We start from the raw sequence: 21,322 nt of genomic DNA, 5'->3' as shown, positions 1-21,322 counted from the left end.
GATCAGGGTTTCGGGCGGCGGCGTGCTGCCGCCGCCCGAGACGGGGTGAGGTTAGCGGGCGCCCAGCGTTGCGGCCCACGGGTAGTAGAGGAACGCGATCGACGGCGAGAGGCCAGTGACTCGTTCCCCGAGGTACATCGCGTTCGGCACTGCGGCGAGTGGCAGCCAGGGCAGTTCGGCGTTGGCGAGCTGCTGCGCCTGCGCGGTGAGCGCGCTGCGCTCCTTGGGATCCATCGTCGAGACCGCGTCGGTGACGAGCTGATCGAACTCCGGGTTCGACCAGTTGCCGTAGTTGCTGAACTCACCGGTCCGCAGCACCGAGTACATCTCGAGCGGGTCTGGGCTCGAGAGGTACCAGACCGTGTAGAAGAGGTCGACGCCCTCGCGCGCGGCCGGGTCCGAGAAGAGCGTGGTGTAGGCGGCCGGGGTGACCGTGTTGATCTTCGGCTCGAGCCCGATGGCCTTCGCCGCGGCCGCGGTGGCCTGCGATACAACTGCAAACTCCTGGTTAATCGGCGCAGTGGCGATCGTGATCTCCTGACCGGTCGCGCCGGCCTCCTCAATCAGCTGTTTGGCGGCCTCGATGTCGAAGGGGTACGCCTCGATGTCCGTGAACGCGGCCTGTGTTGCCGCAGGGTCACCATCGGCCCACACCGACTCGGTCGTAAACACATCCGTGGGCTCGCCCACGCCGCTCGTCATTGCCTCGAGGATCCCCTGCCGGTCGATCGCCATGAGGAGCGCTTTGCGCACCCGCGGGTCGCCGAGCGGCCCCTCTAGGTTCGACACCACCAGGTTCGAAACCGCAGTGTTCATGCCGAAGAGCACGTCGCCCTTGCCAGCGTCCTCGAGATTCCGCGCGGCATCGAGTGGCAGCACCCAGCTGCCATCCGCCTCGCCCGATTTCAGTGCATTGGTGCGCGCAGTCGCGTCCGCCATGAAGACGAAGTCGAACTTCTCAGACTTCGCCCGCAACCCCGCATCCCAATACCCATCAAACCGACTCAAAGAAATCTTCTCCCCCGACTTCCACGAATCAAACCGGAACGGCCCCGTGCAATTCACCCCACCAGACGAATTCCCATAATCCGCACCCGCCGCAGCAAGCGTCGCAGCCGACTCCACCACACCCGCAGAACCCCCCATCCCCAAATTGAACTGAGAATCCGGGATCTTCGTCGTCACCGTCACCTCAAGCGGCCCCGTCTCCTCAATCGACACCACGTTCTGGTACACACTCGCCCACGACGACCCCACCGCAGGATCCACATGACGCCGCATCGACGCCACCACATCCGCAGCCGTCAACACCGCCCCATCATGAAACTGCACCCCATCACGAATCTGATAGACCCACGTCGTCGGCGTCGGATTCGCAAACGACTCCGCAAGCCCCGGCGACAACGAAAAATCAGGATTCAACCGCAACAACGACTCACACACATTCGCGAGCACCTGGTTATCCGCGTAATCAAACGCATACGCATAATCCAACGAGAACGGCTCCGCGTAACTCGCCCACGTCACCTGATCAATCTCACCCGACGGCGCCGCCGTCTGATCCGTCACCGACCACTCGATCGGACCAGCAGAGGTGGCGCCGCCTGAACAGGCGGTGAGGGTAACGCCTGCGACAGCGAGGCCCGCGATGAGCGCGGCGCCGCGGGCGCGGCTCCGCTTCGAGAGTGTGAACACCAGTGTTCTCCTTGGGTGTGGGTGCAGCGCCAGGCGCGTGCGGGGATGAAAAGGTGAGGAAATAGCGGAAAGAGTGGATCAGGCCGGGACGCGCTATTCGGCGCGTGCGTAGACGAGGTCGCCCTCGATCCAGGTCTCCCGGACGCGTGCGGTGTGCAGCGCTTCGGGATCCAGATCGAACGGGTTGGGCGAGATAACCACCAGGTTCGCGAGATAGCCCTCGCGGATGCTGCCTGTGTCGTGGTCTCGATGGTTCACGTACGCCGTGCCGGAGGTGTATGCCGCGAGCGCAGTGCTGAGCGCGAGCTGCTGCGTGGCTCCGCCGAGCGGCTCCGCATCAATCTCGGGACCGACCCGTGTGACACCGATGTGGATCGCGGCGAGCGGGTCCGCCGTCGAGACGGGCCAGTCGCTGCCGGCAGCGAGGCGGGCGCCGCCGCGCTCCAGGTCACCGAACGGGTACTGCCGGTTCACGGCTCCGTCTTGCAGGAACGGGAGTGTGAGCGTGTCCAGTTGCTCCTCATGCGTAGCCCAGAGCATCTGCATGTTGGCCGTTGCGTCGACCTCGGCGAAGCGCTTCGCGTCCTCCTCGGTGACCACCTGGAGGTGGGCGAGGTGGTGGCGCGCATCGCTCACGCCATTTGCGGCACGAGCCGCAGCCACCGCGTCGAGTGCGTCGCGCACGGCGCGATCCCCGAGCGCATGGAAGTGCACCTGCATGCCCGCGGCGTCGAGCTGGGTCACCGCCGCCTCGAGAATTTCGGGAGCGATAAAGGAGATCCCGTGGTTGCAGGTGCTGTGTCCCTGTTCGTCGAGGTACGGCTCAATCATTGCGGCGGTGAAGTTTTCGGCGACCCCGTCGACCATCATTTTGACGGTGCCGAGCGAGAAGCGATCTGCCGTTCCGCTCGCCTCGCGCGTGTCACGACGAGCAATCTTTTCGGCGATCTGCTCGATCCCCCGATCACGCTCCCACCACTGGGAGCCGACCACGTGGACTTTGAGGGTGCCCTCGTCAATTGCGCGCTCGTATGCTTCGAGTGTGCCGGCGCCCGGCCCGTCTGCACCGACCCAGGCGTCCTGCCAGCCGGTGATGCCCTGGGCGATCAGGTCATCCTGTGCCCGCAACAGACCACGGTAGATGAGCTCTTCCGAGAGCGCCGGCTTCACGTGATCGAACAGTGCTCCAGCGCCCTCGTGAAAGGTGCCGGCGGGGAAGCCGTCGGCTTCGCGCTCGATGCGTCCGTCCTCGGGGTCCGGCGTCTCGGCGTCGAGCCCCGCCGCGCGGATCGCCGCGGTGTTTGCCCACGTGCTGTGGTGGTCACGGCTCATCAGCAGCACCGGGCGATCGAGCGTCACCGCGTCGATGAGCCCGCGCGTTGGCGCACCTCCAGGGAAGTGGTCCATGGACCAGCCACCGCCCAGAATCCAGGGCTCCGCCGGTGCGGCCGCCGCATACTCCGCGATCAAGCGCACGGCATCCGCCGCGTTCTCCGACGCGGTCAGATCGCACTGCAGCGATTCGACACCGCCGCTGATCGGGTGGATGTGCGCGTCTTGAAACCCGGGCGAGAGGAGGGCCCCCGCCAGGTCGACCCTGCGGGTATCCGGTCCGGCCAGCGCCTCAGCATCAGCTTCGGGCACCACCGCGGTGATGCGACCGCCGGTCACCGCGACGGCGACACCGCGCTGCGGTTCCCCGCTCCCGGTGAAGACGGCCCCTCCGATGAACAATACTTCGCTCGGCATCTCACTCCTTGTTCGACTTTGAATCGGAATGAGATGGAGCGTACGGGAGAACGGCCACCTTTGTCAAAGCCTTTGACAAAGGTGGTGTCACCGTGTTTTTCTAGCCCGCCGCCCACAATGCCCCGCCTCCCGCACGAGATGCTCTACGCTGGGCCGAGGGAAGGAATCGAATGACCACGACGCCCGCCACCGCGCCAACGCGAGGCCGGTCCGGCGCACGAAAGGTGCGCCTCGACGTCGACATGATCGTCGCCGCCGGCCTCGCTGTTGCCGCCGAAACCCGATCGAACGAGTTTTCGGCAAAGGCTCTGGGGCTGAGCCTCGGAGTGGACCCCTCCGCGATTTACCGCCATTTCCGCAGCAAAGGCCACCTGATGGAGGTGCTCCTCGACGAGCTGCACGTTCGCGCCCTCGCGACAATCGAGGCCCCGGCCGAGGACTGGCGTGGTCGCGTGATAGAGCTCGCCGAGGGAACACTGCGCGAATACGCTGCGCACCCGTCCATCGCCGCCGAGGCAATGGTGCTGACCACACACGGACCGGGCGAGCTCGGGGCCATAGAGCTGCTTCTCGATTCACTCGACCGCGCTGGGCTCCCACCCGCCGACGTCGTGCAGCACTACGCACTACTGTCGTCGTACATCCTGTCGACCGCCTCTGGAATCGCCCGCGCGCGCATCGAGAGCGGTGAGCTCGACCCGTCCCCGGAGACCTCGCCCTGGTTTGATGGCCCCATCCTCGCCGACCCGCGCACGTATCCACAGATCGCGCGGTTCACCGGCCCCCTCGCTGATCTCGAGGACCGCAAGACGTTTATGCTCGGCGTCACAACGCTGCTCGACTCCGCCGAGCAGACCGCGGGGCGGGCCGCGGGGCGCTAGGATCCCGCACAGGCCAGTCCTCGATCAGGACGCGGCGGGTCCAAGCCCGGCCACCAGGCGAGCGAACGCCGCAGTCACGACGTCAGGGCGACTCCCGCCGGCAACGCGAATGGCCCCCTCGCGGAGGGCACCCACGAGCAGCACCGCGGTCGCAGCCGGATCCACATCGGGAGCTACCTCACCACCTGCGCGCGCGGCCTCGAGGTCTCCCTCGATCATCGCGACACTCGCACCCGAGCCGATTCCGCGCTCCGCCCCCGACACAATCAGCGTCGGGCCAGACACATTGAAGAAGTGTCCCAGCTTTGGGTCTGCGGCGAGCGCGATCATTTCGTGCGCGTGGGCCGAAAGGCGCCCGCGCCAGTCGGCCGCACCCGAGACCGCGGCACGCGTGCGCGCAACGAGGTCGGTGCCGAGCCGCGCGTACGCTGCACGAAGCAGCTCATCGCGCCCGCCCGGGAAGTGTGCGTAGACCGTTCCCCGAGAGATGCCAGATTGCGCGGAGACGCGGTCAATCGTGGCGGCTTCGAGCCCATCACTTGCGATGACCACGAGCACTGCATCGACCAGTTCCTGGCGGGTGCGCGCTTGCCGCCGTTCGCGGAGCGTCGTTCCCGGGGCAGCAGTCTCTTCGGTCACACGCTCAGTCTAGAGCCGAACTCGAGCCTTGTGTACCTGGAATCCATTTTCTATACTCTGAGTATAGATTTGGCGATGCCGCCGACTCCCCTGCACAAAGGAGCCCCATGAGCGACCACGAGCGCGCCGTCGCGATCGAACTGGCCCGCGCCGCCTTGCCCCTGTACGAGCTGCCCGCAGACACCCCACTCACCCTGCTGAAACAGCGGGAGAACGTTGTTTTCGCGCTCAGCTCGGGAGGTCGCGAGTACGTCTTGCGGGTGCACCGCCGCGGGTACCACTCGGACGCGGAGCTCGCGTGCGAGCTCGACTTCGTGCGCGCGCTGTCCACTGAGGGCGTCGCCGTACCGCACTTCATCCCAGCCCGCGACGGTCTGGGGTTCTGCGTAGTCGGCGACGATCACCCCGCGGGCCCGCACCAGGTGGATCTCCAGCTGCGCATCCAGAACTCGGGCAACTTTGGCGACGAGCGCACCGCCGTCGCGGGAACCGCGGAACTCTCCCCGGAGGACTTTCGGGAGCTCGGTCGCCTGACCGCCGAAGTCCACGCCGCGAGCGTCCGCTCGGGCTACACGATGGCGGTGCCGCGCGACGACTGGGACATCGAGGGCCTGGTCGGCGATGACCCCGCGTGGGGCGACCCGCTTCGACTCACTGAGCTCGACGGCGACGATCTCGACACGGTGCGCCGCGCGATCGTCCGTATTCGCGAGGTACTCACCGCCTACGGCACGCCACAGCACCGCTTTGGTCCGATCCACGCCGACCTCACACCAGAAAACGTGCTGCGCACACCGGCAGGGCTCGTGCTCATCGACTTCGACGACTTCGCGGCAGGGTGGCACCTCTTCGACCTCGCCACAGCGATCTATTTCTTCACCCCACACCCGCGGGCGACCGAGTACCGCGCGGAGCTCTTCGCAGGCTACGAGTCCGTGCGCCCACTCGACAAGGCCGATCACGCGGCCTTCCCCGCGATGCTCCTGGCCCGCGGACTCACCTACCTCGGCTGGGCAGCCGATCGGCGCGGGGAACCAACCGCCGAGTGGCATGCGACCGAGGTACTCCCCCACGTGGTCCGCCTCGCACGGGAGCTTCTCGCGGACACCGCTCCCCGCATCACCTCGCCCCTGAAACACGACGCACCACCCGCCACGGAGAAGCCATGACCACGAACGACGCACTCATCGCCCGCCGCGCCCGCACCATCGGCCCGTACTCACCGCTCTTTTACGACGAGCCCCTCCACTTCGTGTCCGGCCAGGGAGTCTGGCTCACTGAGGCATCAGGCGCGCGCTTTCTCGACGGATACAACAACGTGCCGCATGTTGGCCACGCGAACCCCCGCGTGGTGCAGGCGCTCACCGAGCAGGCGGCGCGCCTCAACATCCACACGCGCTACCTCAATGAGCGCGTGCTCGACTACTCGGAACAGCTCCTCGCCACCTTCGCCCCGGGCCTCGACCGGGTGCTCTACGGCAACTCGGGATCGGAGGCGAACGAGCTCGCCATCCGCATTGCGCGCCAGCTCACTGGTGCGACCGGCATGCTGGTCTCCGACTATAGCTATCACGGCACAACGATTACCCTCGCTCAGCTGACCACCGGCCTCCGCACCCGCGAACCACTCGCCCCGCACGTGCGCGCGATCCGCGTACCCGACCTCGACTCCGACCCGCGCCCCGCGGAACTCGTACTCGCCGCCGCGCTGCAGGACGTCGACGACGCGATCGCCGAACTCCAGGAGGCGGGCTTCGGCCTTGCCGCGAGCCTGTTCGACCCACTCTTCTCGACCGAGGGCATGGCACGTGTGCCGGAGGGCTACGTCGCGGGCCTCGTTGACCGCGTGCGCCACGCCGGCGGACTCGTGATCGCGGACGAAGTGCAGAGCGGTTTCGGCCGCACGGGCAGCCACATGTGGGGGCACGCATGGGCTGGCATGGATCCCGATCTGGTGACCCTGGGAAAGCCGATGGGCAACGGCCACCCCATGTCCGCCGTCGTGACCAGCGAGCGCGTGCTCGACGAGTTCGGTTCGCGGAACGAGTTCTTCAACACGTTCGCGGGAAACCCGGTGTCGGCCGCCGTGGGCCAGGCTGTGCTCGACGAGATGGCTGCGGAACAGCTGATGGCCCGCGCCGAGCGCCTCGGCACGGAGGCCCGGAGTGCGTTCGACTCGCTCGCGACGCGCCACGACTTCGTGCGCGCGGCGAAGGGCGTCGGCATGTTCCTCGGGCTCGAGTTTGCGCTCGACGGCCACCCCGCGCCCGAGCTCGCGAAGCAGGTGGTCGAGGGCGTGAAGCGCCGGGGCGTGCTCATTTCGCGCATCGGGCGCCACGAGAGCGTGCTGAAGGTTCGCCCGCCGCTCGCGTTCGGCCACGCCGAACTTCCCGCACTCCTCGGCGCACTGGGCGAGGCACTCGACGAGGCAAGTTCGACGCTCTAGGGTGTAGTCTCTGGGCACAGGGTGGCAGCGCGGCTCCAGATGTGGGCCCTACACACACGCCACCGCAGCGACGCAGTGAGGTGATGAGGCATGCAGACGGCCCAGCCGCAGCGCGCGTCCGATCCGGGACAGCGCCCCACACACGTTGACGGGCTTGCAGACTTCCGCACGCTCGTCAGCTCGGCCTTTGTGCCACTCAAGATCACCACCGAGCGCGACGAACCCTTCGCAGCTCGCTCCGCTTCAGCGCAGGCCGACGACGTCGTGTTCACGGAGATCGCCGCGCGCCCGCACCTCGTTGAGCGCACCCCCGAGAACATCGCGGATGGTGGCAGTGGCTACTACAAGGTGAGTTTGCTGCTCGCGGGCTCCAGCATCCTCGTGCAAGATGGCCGCGAGGTCATTATGCGGGCGGGCGACCTCTCGGTGTACGACACCTCGCGCCCCTACTCACTCCTCTTTGGTGAGGATTTCCGCAACCTCATCATGATGTTCCCGAAGGATCGGCTGGAACTGCCCATCCCCTTCACAGAACAGCTCACCGCGGTGTCGCTGAGTCAGGCGCACCAGGGCCTCGCCTCGGTGGTCTCCGCCTTCCTCGCGCAGTTCCCCGCGCAGCTCACCCCGCTCGACGACCGGGTGCGCACCAAGCTTGCGCACACCAGCCTCGATCTGATGGGCACGCTGTTCTCGAGCATTCTCGATGCGGATCCTGCCCAGCGTGATCCCCACCAGATGCTGCTCCAGAAAATCACAACATACATCGAGCTTCACCTTGCTTCGCCGGAGCTCTCCCCCGGCACGATTGCTGCGGCGCACTATATTTCGACGCGGCACCTGCACGCGTTGTTCCGGCAGGCCGAAACAACTGTTTCGACGTGGATCCGCGAGCGCCGACTGGAGCGCTGCCGCACCGACCTGCTCGACCCCGTGCTCGCAGACCGCACCGTTGCCGCGATCGCGAGCCGGTGGGGCTTCGCGGACGCCGCGCACTTCAGCCGCGTGTTCAAGTCCGCGTACGGCGTCTCCCCGAGCGAGCTGCGCCTCAGCTAGGCCGGCGCACGCTCCCGCACCACCTTCGGAGCGCCGGGCGCTTTCTGGCGTGGCCGCAATCATTCCGTGATGCGAGTTGACTCGCAGAGCACGGGCATTGATTCTGACGGCAAGGCCGCCCTCGATGTGGTGCGGGAAATCTATACGCTGCGTACAGTTCTGAGCGAAGGACGGGCAGCGTTGCCCGGCAGGCTCGAGGATGGGCTGGGCCACCGCTGTCTGCAGTTTCGTGCGACACAAAGGAGTGGACCCGATGACCCAGACACGCAGCGACGACCTCACCGCGGCCGATCCGAGCGAGTGGCGCAGCTACGACGAGTTCGCCGCGGGCATTGACACGTTCCGTCTGCCCGACACCTCGCTCGCGGGTGTGGCGCTCACGCTCACCTTGGAGGACGGCAGCGAGCTTGCCTTCGAATTCGGCGCGGACGAGGTGGCGTGGAGCGGCACCGGAGCGCTTGCGACCGCTTCCGAACATCACGACCCGTACGAGGCGGTGCGTGTGCGCGACGACGTCGTGTTCGTGCACCTCCCGCTCAGCTCCCGTGAGCACGAGGCCCTCACGATCGTGTACTCCGACACCTCGCACCGCGCGCTCGTCACACGCTCTGAGATCGGACCGGCGGACAGCGTGGGCGTCGATGGGGATGAGCCGCGCGTCTCGCAGACGTTCTGGTCGGCCGTGACGGGCGGCGGCGTGCCCAGCGGTGAGATTCCCGGCCCGTCACGCGATCTGATCGGCAAGCGCAACCTCTACCGCTACAGCCCCTTCCACCTCTACGAGCACGTCTACATCTCGAGCGAGCGGTACGCCTGGCAGTGCGTGCAGGGCGTGCAGCGCGGCCACGGTGACATGGACATGTCGACGGTGTGGAAGTTCGAGGACGGGCTCTACCTGTTCTGCTTCCGCGAATTCCGCATCGCAGTGGCGAGTGTGTGGCTGCACGATCTCGGCTATGCGCTCCGCACCACGGGCGCGTTCCTGGGCATCAACGGCGCAGGAGAAGCCGAGCACTCTCGTGCGGGCGGCTACATCTATCCGATCGGCTCGGTCGACTACCCCGACGTTCAGCCGGTGTAGCTCGGCACGCCCCTCCCAAACATTTCGTTCCCTTTCGAAAGGACCCCTCATGAAATCACGCATTCTCGGCGCCGCGGCACTCACCGCGGTCGCCGCCCTGGCCCTCAGCGGCTGCGCCGGCAGCGGCGGAACCGGTGGCGGCGACGGCGCCCCCATCAAGATTGGCTCCGTCAATACCCTGAGCGGCGCAGCCACCTTCCCCGAAGCGAGCGCTGCTGCGCAGGCCGTGTTTGATCGCGTCAACGCCGACGGCGGTGTGAACGGCCACCAGATCGAGTACAAGACCGTCGACGACAAGGGGGACCCCGCGTCGGCGACGGCCGCAGCGCGCGAGCTTGTCGGCAGCGACGAGGTCGTCGCTCTCGTGGGCGGCGCCTCGCTCATCGAGTGCGAGATCAACCAGGATTACTACACGCAGGAGAGCGTGCTCTCGATGCCCGGCATTGGCGTGGACACGGGCTGCTTCAACTCCCCGAACATCGCCCCGGTGAATCTGGGCCCGTTCAACGACATGACCCTCACCCTGCTCAATGGTTCCGAGAACCTCGGGCTCGACGACATCTGCGTGCTGCTCGAGATTGCGGGATCCACGAAGCCCGCGTACCTGGCCGGCGTTGAGAAGTGGACCGAGATCACGGGCAAGAAGCCGCTGCTTGTCGACGACAGCCTGCCCTACGGTGGCTCGGACTACACGCCCTACATCGTGAAGGCGAAAAACGCGGGCTGCAAGGCCATTGCGGTGAACTCGATTGAGCCCGACGGCATCGGCCAGGTCAAGGCTGCTCAGGCGCAGGGGTGGGACGACGTCTCCTTCCTGCTGCTCACCGCCGTGTACAGCGAGAACTTCGCCTCCGCGCTCGATTGGACGGGCGCGGGCGTCCACGTTCCCGCCGAGTTCTACCCGTTCACCGATGACAACGAGATCAACGCCGACTGGAAGTCGCTGATGGAGGAGAACGACATCGCGCTCACTTCGTTCAGCCAGGGGGGCTACCTCGCAGCGATGAACTTCGTTGAGGTGCTCACGGGCATGGACGGCGACTACACGCGCGAGTCCGTTTCGAAGGCCCTCCATGACATGGCCCCGATCGAGAGCCCGATGGTGGCGTTCCCCTACCAGTTCGACAAGATCGCCGCGCAGGACTACACCCCCGGCGGCTGGCCGGTCATCCTGAAGTCGGGCACGAAGGCCTGGGAGAAGGCCGCGGAAGACTGGCTGCTCCCCGCCAGCTAACTCCCCGCGAGCGAGTTCTCCGCGGGTGAGGTGCCCGCGAACTCACTCCCCGCAGCGCCCGGCGCGGCAGTTGCCGCGCCGGGCGCCACACCCGTCGTCTTCCACGCAGAGGAGTCTCATGCGCTTTTTGTCCCCTTTCTCGCAGCGCCGCGGAGCCTCCGCATGAACGGTGGCGCGCTCCTGCAGGGCGCCCTCGCGGGCCTTGCTTCCGGCGGTCTCTACGCGGTCCTCGCGGTCACACTCACGCTCATGAGCCGCCTCGTCCGAGTCGTGAACTTCGCGCAGGCCGCCACGGGAATGTTCGCGGCGTTCGCGGCCGTGTGGTGCGCGAGCTCGCTCGGGCTTCCCGTGTGGGCGGCCACGATCCTGGGCGTCGTCATCGGCGCCGCACTCAACGGCGCGATTGGCTGGATCGCCGCGACGTGGCTCTCGGAGGCATCCGTGACGCTCCGATCCGCGATGACTGTCGCCCCACTCCTCATGCTCATCTCGCTGTCGTTCATCCTGTTCGGCAACAAACCGCAGCCGTTCGCGCCGATTCTCCAGGGGCCCGCATTCACTATTGCGGGCGTGGTGGTGAGCTGGGTCACCGTCGTCATGGTGCTCCTCGCGGTGGTCGTCGCTGCGGGCTGCGCGATCTTGCTCCGGCGCACGACCGTGGGCACGCAGCTGCGCGCGCTCTCCGAGCGCCCCACGACCGCTGAGCTGATCGGGATCGCGGCCAAGCCGCTGTCGATAGGCGTCTGGGCGGTCACCGGCGCAATCTCGGCGATCACTGTGATGGTGATCGCCCCCTCGCAGTCAAACGATGCGATCAGCCTGTCGATGCTCATCATCCCGGCTTCTGCTGCGGCGCTGCTCGGCGGCTTCCGACGTCTCGACCTCGCGGTGGTTGGCGGACTACTGCTCGGGGTGATCTCGGGAGTCGTCGCGCAGATCCCAGCGGTCTCCTTCGTCCGCAACTTCATCCCGTTCCTCTTCATTGTCGTGTTGCTGCTCTGGTCGCAGCGGAAGGAGGTGTGGGATGCTGCTCGCTAATCGCCGTCTTCGCACAGTCCTGCCCATCGCTATCGCCGTCGCGGGGGTCGCCCTCGCCTGGGCGCTCAGCGTCGGCTTGTCTGGCTATTACGTCTTCCTCGGCATCAGCGCGCTGACCGCGATCATCGCCGTGCTCGGACTCGGCGTGGTCACCGGCTCAGCCGGGATCATTGCGCTGTCTCAGCTCACGTTTGCCGCGATCGGTGCGTGGGTGGTGGCCTGGCTCAGCACGAACGAGGCGCCGGGCGGCTTCATCGTCTGGCTCCTCCTCGGCGGCCTCGCCGGCGGCCTCGCGGGTGTGCTCATCGGGCTCCCCGCGCTCCGTCTGCGCGGGGTGAACCTCGCAGTGGTCACCCTTGGCTTCGCTGCAGCTTTCGATGTGATGCTTGTACAGATTCAGTTCCCCGGCTCGGTTGACGGCATTGCCGTGACACGCCCGGGCGCCTTCTCCAGCGACCGCGAGTACTTCTTCTTCGCGGCGATCGTGATGATCCTGTGCGCCCTGATCGTCTCGTGGCTGCAGGGCAGCCGCATGGGGAGCGGGTGGAAGGCGGTCGCATTCTCCGAGCGCGGCACCGCCGCGGTGGGGCAAAGTGTGTCTGCCGCAAAGCTCTCGGCGTTCGCGGTGAGCGCGGCGCTCGGCGGAATCTCGGGCGGGCTCCTCGCCGGGCAAGTGCAGCTCCCCTTCGCTTCGAGCTTCGCGCCGCTGCAGTCGCTCGCGCTCTACATCCTCGCGGTGATGAGCGGCGCGTATCTCATTGACATGGCGATCTTCGGTGGCATCCTCTGGGTCGTCGTTCCCGAGCTCCTCAAGAAGTGGGGGGTGCCACAAGACTGGGGGTTCGTCGTCTTCGGTCTGCTGGGCATTCAAGCGCTCACGAGTGGGTCGAACCTCGGCGAGGGCATCCGCAGCGTGCTCCGCAGGCGGGCAACTCGGCGCGCTGCCGCAGCCGCGGCAGCAGCACCCCCGGAGGTGGCAACGAGCGTGCTCGACGTGTTCGCTGTGCCCGAGGCCGCCGACCCTGTCCCGGCCGACGCTCCCCCCGTGCTTGAGGTCTCCGAGCTCACCGTTCAATTCGGCGCACTCACGGCACTCGACCACGTGACGCTTGCGGTGCACCCGCGCAGCATCATGGGCCTTATCGGCCCCAACGGTGCGGGCAAGTCCACCTTCGTCGACGCGGTGAGCGGGTTCCTTCCGCAGCACACCGGCCGCACGCTGCTGGACGGCGCGGACATCAGCACGCTTTCCCCCGTGCAGCGCGCACGGCGCGGCCTGCGGCGCACGTTCCAGCAAGATCGAGTACCGCCGCAGCTCACCGTCGAGGCCTACGTGCGCTTTGTGGCGCGCCGCCGTCTCGATCACGATGAGCTCGCCGATGCGCTCGCGTTCCTCGGCTGTCCGCCCCCGGAAACCCCGCTGACCGTCGTAGATGTGGGAACGCGCCGCCTCATCGAAGTTGCCGCTGCAGTACTCGCAGGCCCTCGCCTGCTCATCCTCGACGAGCCAGCCGCCGGGCTCTCGCACGAGGAGCATGTGCAGTTTGGTCACCGACTCACACGGATTCCATCACGCTTCGATACCGCGATTGTGTTGATCGAGCACGATCTCGATCTCGTGCGCACGGTGTGCGGCGAGCTCACCGTCCTCGATTTTGGCAAGGTGCTCGCTCAGGGCCCCACCGCCGAAGTACTCGATACCCCCGCCGTCATCGCGGCGTACATGGGAGATGCGGAGGTCAACTCATGAGCGAACTCCAGCTCACCGGAGTCACGGTCGCACGCGGCGCAGGCCCGGTCGTTTCTGATGTCGATCTCACGCTGCGCGCCGGCGAAGTGCTCGCACTCGTGGGACCGAACGGCGCGGGCAAGACGAGCCTGCTCGAGTCGGTGTCGGGAGTGATCCCGCACACCGCGGGCGAGATTAGCGTCGACGGCGATTCGATTGCGCGACGCACACGCGTCCAGCGGGCACGCGCCGGAATTGCGCACATCGAGCAGGGGCGAGCGATCTTTCCGTCGCTCACGGTGCGCGAGAACATCATGCTCACGGCCAAGAGCGAGGCGGTGCTCACCGAGGTGCTCGCTTCGTTCCCCGAACTCGAGAAACGCATCGACTCTGCGGCGGTGCTGCTCTCCGGCGGTGAACAGCAGATGGTGGTCCTCGCGCGCGCGTTCGCTTCGAAACCGCGTTTCCTGCTCATCGACGAGATGTCGCTCGGCCTCGCACCGGTGGTGTTTATGCGACTGCTTCCCGTCATTCAGAGCATCGCGCACTCTGGCGTGGGCGTGCTGCTCGTCGAACAGTTCACGCACCTCGCGCTCGGCATCGCCGACGAGGCGATGGTGCTCGCAAGCGGGCGCGTGAGCCACCCGCAGGGGGCGGCAGATGCGCTTGCGGCAGATCCCGAGTTGCTCCGCACCGCGTACCTCGGCGGGTAGCTCCGGGAGAACGAGCGGAGGCCCGCACCCCATCGGGTGCGGGCCTCCAACGTGTACGCGAGGTCACGCGGCGCGAACGGCTACACCACGTCGGCATCCGGCGTGCGCACACCGAGCGCGAGCGCCTCGTTCAGTTGCACCGGATCACCCGCGGCCGAACCGCCGTCGACGAGGTACTCGCCGCCCGTAAGGTAGCTCGCGTCCGCCGACGCCAAGAACGCGACGAGGGTTGCGACCTCCTCAGGCTTTCCGGCGCGGCCCAGCGCAGCAAATGGGAAGTGGTCGGCGGCTGCGCCGAGGTCACCGATCATGGGGGTGAGGATCGTGCCCGGGTGCACCGAGTTCACGCGAATGCCGTGCGGCCCGAGCTCGAGCGCGGCGGAGCGGGTCAGACCGCGCACGGCGAACTTGCTCGCCGAGTAGGCCGTCGCGTTCGCTTGGCCTTGGATGCCCGCGAGCGAGGAGATGTTGATGATGGAGCCGGATCCCTGCTCGCGCATGCTTGGCGTGACTGCCTGCATTCCGAGGAAGACACCGCGGACGTTCACCGCAAGGATACGATCGAGCGCGTCGACCGTCTCCTCAGAGAGCGGCAGCATCCGAAGAATGCCGGCGTTGTTGACGAGGGTGTCGATGCGCCCGTGGCGCTCGAGCGTGTGGTCGATGACGCGCGCCCAATCCTCGGGCTTCGTCACGTCGTGCGGCACAAAGCTTGCGCGCTCGCCGAGGCGCGCCGCGAGTGCCTCGCCGGCTTCCACGGCGAAGTCTGTGATGACGACGGACGCGCCGCGCGCAAGAAAGAGCTCGGCCTCCGCCGCACCCTGCCCGCCGGCACCACCCGTGATGATGGCAACGTTGTCGTGAAGAGGGGCACTGTTCTGCTGAGTCATGGCATATCCCTTCCGGCCCAGCCGTCGGTCGCCTGGACCTCAGGTCCACTTTATCAGCGCTTGAATCCCTGATCAGGATACACTTTCTCAGCACACTCTGCTACACATCTCACTGGACCTCACCTGCCGGCGCGCGTCACATCCCGGCGTGCTCGAACGCCACTGTCGGCAGGTCGACGATGTGCGCTCCACCATCCGCGACCAGCACCGAACCCGTCATGTACGACGACTCGCTCGAGCCAAGGAATCGCACGATGGAGGCAATCTCTGCAGCCTCGGCGGGGCGGCCAAGCGGCACATCACGCGTCACCGCCGCGTAGCCCGCGGCACGATCAACGATCTCCGGTGCGTGCGAGGCGAACTCGTCCATCTCCGCGTCGGCCATGGGCGTGCGTACCCAGCCCGGGCACACCGCGTTCACCCGCACGCCGCGCCGACTGTAGTCCCGCGCGAGCGTCTTCGTGAGTCCGATGAGCGCGTGCTTTCCAACGGTGTATCCCGCGACGGAGGGCCCAGCGAAGAGGCCGGCGAGGGAGGACACGATCACAATCTCAGCGCTGCCACTGCGTTCCGCGCTCGCGAGCAGGGCCGGCAGCGTCTCGCGGGCCATCACGAACGCGGTGGTGAGGTTTGCTGACATCGCGGCCGCCCAGTTCTCATCACTCGTCTCAGCCACCGGCGCAAAGCCGTGGCCACCGGCGTTGGCCACGAGCACGTCGATGCGACCCCAACGCGCGAGAATCTCGGCGACCGCCGCCGCAGCCGATGCACCGTCGGCCGCATCCGCCACAACGGGGAATGCGCCGGTCTCCGCGGCCACCGCGTCAAGCGGCTCCCTGCGCCGCCCGACGATCGCAACTCGCGCACCGTCCGCTGCGTACCGCGCCGCTATTGCTGCACCGATCCCGGTTCCGCCGCCCGTCACCACGACAACGCGTTCCTGTACCGATTCCTGAGTCGCCATGCCGCGCTCCCTTCGTCTTCATTGACGTTCACTGATCCCCTGCTTTGGGATGCTTCCATCCTGAGGGCGAACTCCCTGTCCGGGCAGAACTCGGCCCGCCTGGTCAACACCCCAGCACACACAGTCAACGCTTGTGGATCTTCCCCCCGCGATACTGGGGATGGAGTTGTCCGGCGCTGGGCCGCTCCTTCACGATCGAACGGAGTCACCGATGACCCACCCCGCCCCTGAACTCCTGCTCACCGGAGGACGCATCTACACGGTTTCCCCGGACGCACCGTGGGCGGAAGCGCTCGCCGTCGCGGATGGACGCATCGTTGCCGTGGGCTCGCACGCGGAAGTTTCGGCGCTTGCCGGGCCGGAGACGGAGGTGCGGGACCTCGGTGGAGCGTTCGTGATGCCTGGCCTCGTCGACGTGCACAATCATCACTTCCTCGCGGGGAAGGAAGAGCTATTCGAGCTGCGTGTGCCGATCGGCGCAACTCTCGACGGGATCATCGACGCAGTGCGCGCGTACGCCAAGGGCCTCCCTGCCGATGCGTGGGTGGTCGGCGGCCCCTGGGCGAGCGACCGGCTGGGCGATGTGAACTCCGCCGCTGCGCTTGACCGGCTCGACGAGGCTGCCGGCGGCCGACCCGTCATGCTTGCCGACGACTCGCACCACAATCGCTGGGTGAGCTCGCGCGCGATGGCACTCGCCGGAATCGCGGCTGGCCAGCCCGGCGTACTCACCGACGCACTCGCCGGGGGCCGCGCAACGGGTGTGCTACTTGAAGCAGCGGGGCTCCCCGTTGCGCGCGCCCAGGAAGCCGCGGGTGGCCTCACCCCCGAGCAGGAGCGCGCGGCCGCCCAACGGGGCGTCGAGATCCTCAATTCATTCGGTGTCACCGCGTTCCAGGATGCGGGCGTCTCCACGCACATTCTCGAGGCGCTGCACGCTCTCGACACGGCCGGGGATCTCGACGCCTGGGTGGTCACCTCCCTGCTCATCAACGATGAGATCTTCGGGTACTCGGCGATCGGCGAAGAGCTCGTGTTCGACGGCGAGCGTTTCCGCACCGAGCATCATCGCCCCGACTTCGTGAAGATCTTCCTCGACGGCGTGCCGCCCACCCGCACGGGCGCGTTTCTCGAGCCGTACTTGCCCGATGACGCGCACGGCGCGCACTTCCATGGCGAGACGCTCTTGCAGCCCGAGGAGCTTGAACTCTGGCTACGCCGAGTCGCCGATGTGGGCCTCTCCGCGAAGATTCACTGCACCGGCGACGCCTCCGTACACGCGGTCCTGAACGCGGTTGAGGCGGTGCGTGCGGCTGGCTACACCGAAGCGCGCTACCAGGTGGCCCACGGGCAGTTCGTACATCCGGACGATATCCCCCGCTTTGCGACGCTCGGCGTCGCAGCAGATATCTCGCCCTTCATCTGGGTCCCCGGCCCGATCGTTGAAGCGATCCGCGAGGTCTTGCCCCGCGAGCGCGCCGATCAGATGCAGCCCAACCGAGCGCTCCTCGACGCGGGCGCCATCGTGGCGGGCGGCTCGGACTGGCCGGTGTCCCCGTCCCCCAACGCATGGGAGGGCATCCACGGCCTCGTCACCCGAGAGGATCCGAGCGGCGCCTACCCGGGGACGCTGTGGCCTGAGCAGGCGATCACGCTTGACGAAGCAATCTCCGCGTTCACAATCCGCGGCGCCGAAGCGATGGGGCTCGCGGACGAGACCGGGTCCCTTGAGGTCGGAAAGTCGGCAGACTTCGTGCTGCTCAATCGAGATCCGTTCGCGCATCCGGCGGCTGAGCTCGTGCAGACCACGGTGAGCGAAACGTGGTTCGCCGGCAGGCGCGTCTACGCGGCGGCTCCCGAGACGGAGGTGTGATCGTGCACAAGCTCGTCGTGCTCTACCCGGAGCCAACCGATCGCGCCGCTTTCGAGGCCTACTACCGCGAGACCCATCTCCCGCTCTGCGCGCAGCTGCCCGGGGTTCAACAGATCACCTTCTCGATTGGGATCACGGAGCCGGGCGCCGGACCGTTCTTCGCGGTGTTTGAGGCGGTGTTCGACTCGGCGACAGACCTCGCTGCCGCGCTCCAGTCCCCCGCGGGCCAGGCCGTCGAGGCGGACGTGCCGAACTATGCGACCGGCGGGGCCACCGTCTTGAGCTACGCGGTTGAGTCTCTCACGAGCGGCGAGACGAGCTTCGCGGAGCGGTAGCTCGAGCCCGACCGTGTGAGGGTCCACCGGCGCCAGTGCTTCGTGGACAGCCGCACGGGCGCGTGCTCCTGGACGTAGCGGGCGGCCCCGCCGAGCTGAGCGTCCGCGGGCAAAGAGAGCCACATCGAGAGTTTGGATGAGCCCGCGCCGAACGTGCCACGGAGCCCTGATACCCCGAGCTGTCTGCCGGAACCATCGACGGCGAAGCCGCCGCAGTGCTCGGCGCTCAGGCCTGAGTAGGGTGACCCCGTAGCGGGGTCGATCAGCCCACCACTCACTCGCGCCGTGATTGCGAGCTGCGGCGCGGTGTCGGCGTTCTCCGTTGCACCGGCTGCCGCCAACACCTGCAGCGCATCCCCAATCCGGTCGACGGGGAGTCGCCACTCGACGAGCGCGCGTTGCCGAGCACTCGGACCGCCCAGCGCTGCGCTCACCGCGTCTTCCGCGGCGCGCGCAGCGGAGGCAGCGTCTTCGCCCGATCCGAGCCGAAGGAGCCGCATGCCCCACACCGGCGGAACATCGGGCCTCAGGCAGGCGGCAAGGAACCGATCCCACGCCGCGAGCGCGCGCTCAGGCTGCCGGATCCGCATGGCGTGCGCACCGCCAGCAGAGGCGGGAAGCCCGTCGTAGGTGACAATCTCGTGCGTGAGCTCCATGCACTCAGACTACGCGGACCGCGCTACTCGGCAAGGGCGGCGACCGCCGCGTCGATGCCCGCGATCACCGTGCGGTCGTGCGCGGAGCGCGCGCCAGGCACGTAGCACAGCGCCTCGATCTCCCCGCCCGAGAAGCGGAATGCGCCGTGACGCTCGTGCAGCTCCCAGTCGACGGGCCCGCCGTAGTCGTAGCCCACGCTGATACCCGTGAACGGGGCCATGCCGAGCAGCATGGGAACGGCGGGGATCGCCGCGACCTCTGCCCCGTCGACGTGGACGCTCACCCGCCAGCGGAGCCCCGCGATCTCGTCGGCACGCAGCACGATCTCGCGCGCCCCCGCCGCGAGCACCGGCCCGCGCGCCCGATGCATCTCGCCGTAGGCGTTGTAGGAGAGGAGCGGCGCCCCGTGCTCGAGCGCGAGGAGGTAACCCCCACCCTGGTCGCCGTGCGCGACGAGCACGCCGTGGCCCGAGCCGCTCGCAGGCAGCTCGAGCGAGATCTCCACCGCGAAGGAGCGGAGCACCGTGAGCTTTGACGCGCGGAAGCGCTCGAGCGGGGGTCGGAACGGCACCAGGCTCACGGGCTCGCCGAGCCGCGCCTCGCTCGCGGGGCGCCGCTCGTGCATCGTGCCGAGGTCGTCGAGCGGGAAGACGGTGTTTGCCCACGCCTCGTCGCGCCACCGTTCCGCGAGCGCCGCGACGTGCTCGGGCCGCTCGGCCGCGAGATCGCGGGTCTCCGTGGGGTCCGCGTCGAGGTCGTAGAGCTCCCAGTGCCCGCCCGCGCTCCCCTCCGCGCGTGTGGGTGGCACTGGCGAGACGGCCTTCCAGCGGCCGTCGACGAGCGCGCGGCGGCCCACGCACTCGAAGTACTGCTGTTCGCGCCCGGCCGCGCCCGGATCGCCGAGGATCGCCGCGGCGCTCCTCCCGTCGGCGTCGAGCGCGGTGCGCCCCGCACGCTCGGAGAGCCGGCGTACTCCGGCGAGTTCGAGCAGCGTCGGCGCGAGGTCGGAGACGAACACGAATTGGTCGCGCAGCCCCCGCGCAGTCTCGGGGGCGCCCGGCCAAGAGATGACGAGCGGCGCATGGACCCCACCCTCGTAGGTGGTCGACTTGTAAGCCCGGAACGGCGTGTTCGAGGCTCGCGCCCACCCGCTCGGATACTGGCTGAACACGCGCGGCCCGCCGATCTCGGCGAGCGGACGCGGCACGTCGCGCACCCAATCCTCGGGCAGACCGGGCACCGTGCCGAACTGCGCGAAGTAGCTCCGAGTGCCGTTCGGTCCGCCCTCGGCCGTTCCGCCGTTGTCGCTCGTGACGACGATGATTGTGCGCTCCAGCTCCCCGAGCTCGGTGAGCCGCGAGACGATGCGCGCGACGCTCGCGTCGACCTCCGCGACCGCCGCCGCGTACACCTCCATGTGCCGGGCGAACAGCGCGCGCTCCGCGTCGTCGAGCGCGGCCCACTCGGGAATCCGATCGGCGTCGGCCGCTGCGCCGCTCGGCAGCTCGGCGTGGGCGGGGACGACGCCGAGCTCGCGTTGCCGAGCGAAGCGGTGCTCCCGGAGCCGGTCCCAGCCCGCCGCGTACCGCCCTTCCTGCCGCGCGATGTCGGCGGGTTTCGCCTGGATGGGCCCGTGCACCGAGGTGTGCGCGAAGTAGAGGAAGAAAGGCCGCTCGGCGTCGTTCGCTCTGAGATCATCGATCATCCCGAGCGCTTCGTCGACCAGCTCGTCGGTGAGGAAGTAGCCGGGCGGGAACTCGGTTCGCGGGTCGACGGAGTTGTCGCGGACGAGGCGGTGCGGGTGGTGGAGGGAGGTGAAGCCGTCCATGCTGCCGAAGTAGCGGTCGAAGCCGCGCTGCAGCGGCCAGGACGAGCGGTCTGCCCCATCGTGGAGCCGGGACTCGAGCGTGAGGTGCCACTTCCCCACCGCGAAAGTCGCGTAGCCTCCGGCCCGGAGCGACTCCGCAAGGGTCGGCGCCGCCGCGGGGAGCTCGCACGTGAAGCCCGGGTAGCCGGGATCAGTGTGCGCCACGAAGCCGAAGCCCGCGCGATGCGGGTTCAGCCCGGTGAGGAGCGCGGCCCGCGCGGGCGAGCACATCGGCGCCGTGCGGTAGTTCGTGAACGTCCAGCCCTCGGCGGCGAGCGCGTCGATCGCGGGGGTGGCAATCTCGCTGCCGAACGGCCCGAGGTCGCTGAAACCGAGATCGTCGACGAGGATCACCACGACGTTCGGAGCGTCCGCGGCGGCCCGGGCCTCCTCGGGCCACCACGGCGTGGAGTCGGAGGCGAACTCCGCGGCGTGCCCCCCGAAATCCTCGTAGCCGCGCACTCCCGTCCCTCCCATG

The 21,322-nt window shown here is 67.8% G+C and carries 18 protein-coding genes; 11 read left to right on the top strand and 7 right to left on the bottom strand.

From position 1 onward, the window contains the following. Window positions 1–51: 51 nt before the first annotated feature. Window positions 52–1,695 (bottom strand): ABC transporter substrate-binding protein, encoded by a 1,644-nt coding sequence (locus ACR81A_RS05950; protein WP_440312998.1) that lies wholly within the window; start codon window positions 1,693–1,695, stop codon window positions 52–54. A gap of 93 nt (window positions 1,696–1,788) precedes the next feature. Further along, window positions 1,789–3,444, bottom strand: a complete 1,656-nt coding sequence (locus ACR81A_RS05945) for an amidohydrolase (protein WP_202382060.1) — start codon at window positions 3,442–3,444, stop codon at window positions 1,789–1,791. A 170-nt stretch (window positions 3,445–3,614) separates the two neighbouring features. Between ACR81A_RS05945 and ACR81A_RS05940 the strand changes: the two genes are divergently transcribed. Then, entirely contained in the window at window positions 3,615–4,325 is a 711-nt protein-coding gene (locus tag ACR81A_RS05940) for a TetR/AcrR family transcriptional regulator (protein WP_237462580.1), read from the top strand. Between the two features lie 24 nt (window positions 4,326–4,349). On the opposite strand, the gene ACR81A_RS05935 is transcribed toward ACR81A_RS05940, so the two are convergent. Next, window positions 4,350–4,964: a TetR family transcriptional regulator gene (locus ACR81A_RS05935; protein ID WP_202382059.1), complete on the bottom strand. Its 615-nt coding sequence runs from the start codon at window positions 4,962–4,964 to the stop codon at window positions 4,350–4,352. Between the two features lie 107 nt (window positions 4,965–5,071). Here ACR81A_RS05935 and ACR81A_RS05930 point away from each other — a divergent pair, with 107 nt between their 5' ends. The 8 genes from ACR81A_RS05930 (at window position 5,072) to ACR81A_RS05895 (ending at window position 14,258) form a co-directional block, all read left to right on the top strand. Further along, entirely contained in the window at window positions 5,072–6,133 is a 1,062-nt protein-coding gene (locus ACR81A_RS05930) for a phosphotransferase enzyme family protein (RefSeq protein ID WP_440312997.1), read from the top strand. Continuing rightward, window positions 6,130–7,410, top strand: a complete 1,281-nt coding sequence (locus ACR81A_RS05925; RefSeq protein WP_440312996.1) for an aspartate aminotransferase family protein — start codon at window positions 6,130–6,132, stop codon at window positions 7,408–7,410. Before ACR81A_RS05930 ends, ACR81A_RS05925 begins: the two co-directional genes overlap by 4 nt. A 90-nt stretch (window positions 7,411–7,500) precedes the next feature. Then, complete coding sequence (locus ACR81A_RS05920; RefSeq protein ID WP_202382056.1) at window positions 7,501–8,463, top strand: helix-turn-helix domain-containing protein; 963 nt, start codon at window positions 7,501–7,503, stop codon at window positions 8,461–8,463. Window positions 8,464–8,716: 253 nt separating this feature from the next. Then, on the top strand, window positions 8,717–9,544 hold the full coding sequence (locus ACR81A_RS05915) for a MoaF C-terminal domain-containing protein (protein WP_440312995.1): 828 nt from the start codon (window positions 8,717–8,719) through the stop codon (window positions 9,542–9,544). 49 nt (window positions 9,545–9,593) lie between these two features. Next, window positions 9,594–10,778, top strand: coding sequence for an ABC transporter substrate-binding protein (locus ACR81A_RS05910; protein WP_440312994.1), 1,185 nt, complete (start codon window positions 9,594–9,596; stop codon window positions 10,776–10,778). Window positions 10,779–10,808: 30 nt separating this feature from the next. Beyond that, a complete protein-coding gene (locus ACR81A_RS05905) occupies window positions 10,809–11,816 on the top strand; it encodes a branched-chain amino acid ABC transporter permease (protein ID WP_440312993.1) in 1,008 nt (335 codons plus the stop codon). Beyond that, window positions 11,803–13,566, top strand: a complete 1,764-nt coding sequence (locus ACR81A_RS05900; RefSeq protein ID WP_440312992.1) for a branched-chain amino acid ABC transporter ATP-binding protein/permease — start codon at window positions 11,803–11,805, stop codon at window positions 13,564–13,566. Before ACR81A_RS05905 ends, ACR81A_RS05900 begins: the two co-directional genes overlap by 14 nt. Further along, the gene (locus ACR81A_RS05895; protein ID WP_440312991.1) at window positions 13,563–14,258 is read left to right on the top strand and encodes an ABC transporter ATP-binding protein; all 696 of its coding nucleotides are present in this window, start codon (window positions 13,563–13,565) and stop codon (window positions 14,256–14,258) included. The genes ACR81A_RS05900 and ACR81A_RS05895 overlap by 4 nt, the downstream gene beginning before the upstream one ends. Before the next feature lie 80 nt (window positions 14,259–14,338). Here ACR81A_RS05895 and ACR81A_RS05890 read toward each other — a convergent pair whose 3' ends face one another. Both ACR81A_RS05890 and ACR81A_RS05885 read right to left on the bottom strand, forming a co-directional pair. After that, window positions 14,339–15,148, bottom strand: coding sequence for an SDR family NAD(P)-dependent oxidoreductase (locus ACR81A_RS05890; RefSeq protein WP_440312990.1), 810 nt, complete (start codon window positions 15,146–15,148; stop codon window positions 14,339–14,341). 136 nt (window positions 15,149–15,284) lie between these two features. Continuing rightward, window positions 15,285–16,112 (bottom strand): SDR family NAD(P)-dependent oxidoreductase, encoded by an 828-nt coding sequence (locus tag ACR81A_RS05885; protein WP_202382050.1) that lies wholly within the window; start codon window positions 16,110–16,112, stop codon window positions 15,285–15,287. A gap of 211 nt (window positions 16,113–16,323) precedes the next feature. Here ACR81A_RS05885 and ACR81A_RS05880 point away from each other — a divergent pair, with 211 nt between their 5' ends. Both ACR81A_RS05880 and ACR81A_RS05875 read left to right on the top strand, forming a co-directional pair. Continuing rightward, a complete protein-coding gene (locus ACR81A_RS05880) occupies window positions 16,324–17,985 on the top strand; it encodes an amidohydrolase (protein WP_440312989.1) in 1,662 nt (553 codons plus the stop codon). After that, window positions 17,982–18,320, top strand: a complete 339-nt coding sequence (locus tag ACR81A_RS05875; protein ID WP_440312988.1) for an EthD family reductase — start codon at window positions 17,982–17,984, stop codon at window positions 18,318–18,320. Before ACR81A_RS05880 ends, ACR81A_RS05875 begins: the two co-directional genes overlap by 4 nt. On the opposite strand, the gene ACR81A_RS05870 is transcribed toward ACR81A_RS05875, so the two are convergent. Beyond that, on the bottom strand, window positions 18,269–18,976 hold the full coding sequence (locus ACR81A_RS05870; RefSeq protein WP_440312987.1) for a hypothetical protein: 708 nt from the start codon (window positions 18,974–18,976) through the stop codon (window positions 18,269–18,271). The two genes, ACR81A_RS05875 and ACR81A_RS05870, sit on opposite strands and share 52 nt — an antisense overlap. A gap of 23 nt (window positions 18,977–18,999) precedes the next feature. Then, on the bottom strand, window positions 19,000–21,321 hold the full coding sequence (locus tag ACR81A_RS05865) for an arylsulfatase (protein ID WP_440312986.1): 2,322 nt from the start codon (window positions 21,319–21,321) through the stop codon (window positions 19,000–19,002). Window position 21,322: the final 1 nt, after the last annotated feature.

Source organism: Leucobacter chromiireducens (assembly GCF_051993095.1).
In the GTDB taxonomy this organism is placed as follows: domain Bacteria; phylum Actinomycetota; class Actinomycetes; order Actinomycetales; family Microbacteriaceae; genus Leucobacter; species Leucobacter chromiireducens.
The sequence above is the reverse complement of the archived record's forward strand: the minus strand, read 5'-3'. Positions and strand labels throughout refer to the sequence as shown.

Coding starts and splice junctions, on each gene's coding strand:
- ACR81A_RS05945 (WP_202382060.1), bottom strand. CDS start 3,444: ATGCCGAGCGAAGTATTGTTCATCGGAGGGGCCGTCTTCACCGGGAGC.
- ACR81A_RS05940 (WP_237462580.1), top strand. CDS start 3,615: ATGACCACGACGCCCGCCACCGCGCCAACGCGAGGCCGGTCCGGCGCA.
- ACR81A_RS05930 (WP_440312997.1), top strand. CDS start 5,072: ATGAGCGACCACGAGCGCGCCGTCGCGATCGAACTGGCCCGCGCCGCC.
- ACR81A_RS05925 (WP_440312996.1), top strand. CDS start 6,130: ATGACCACGAACGACGCACTCATCGCCCGCCGCGCCCGCACCATCGGC.
- ACR81A_RS05920 (WP_202382056.1), top strand. CDS start 7,501: ATGCAGACGGCCCAGCCGCAGCGCGCGTCCGATCCGGGACAGCGCCCC.
- ACR81A_RS05915 (WP_440312995.1), top strand. CDS start 8,717: ATGACCCAGACACGCAGCGACGACCTCACCGCGGCCGATCCGAGCGAG.
- ACR81A_RS05910 (WP_440312994.1), top strand. CDS start 9,594: ATGAAATCACGCATTCTCGGCGCCGCGGCACTCACCGCGGTCGCCGCC.
- ACR81A_RS05900 (WP_440312992.1), top strand. CDS start 11,803: ATGCTGCTCGCTAATCGCCGTCTTCGCACAGTCCTGCCCATCGCTATC.
- ACR81A_RS05895 (WP_440312991.1), top strand. CDS start 13,563: ATGAGCGAACTCCAGCTCACCGGAGTCACGGTCGCACGCGGCGCAGGC.
- ACR81A_RS05890 (WP_440312990.1), bottom strand. CDS start 15,148: ATGACTCAGCAGAACAGTGCCCCTCTTCACGACAACGTTGCCATCATC.
- ACR81A_RS05885 (WP_202382050.1), bottom strand. CDS start 16,112: ATGGCGACTCAGGAATCGGTACAGGAACGCGTTGTCGTGGTGACGGGC.
- ACR81A_RS05880 (WP_440312989.1), top strand. CDS start 16,324: ATGACCCACCCCGCCCCTGAACTCCTGCTCACCGGAGGACGCATCTAC.
- ACR81A_RS05870 (WP_440312987.1), bottom strand. CDS start 18,976: ATGGAGCTCACGCACGAGATTGTCACCTACGACGGGCTTCCCGCCTCT.
- ACR81A_RS05865 (WP_440312986.1), bottom strand. CDS start 21,321: ATGGGAGGGACGGGAGTGCGCGGCTACGAGGATTTCGGGGGGCACGCC.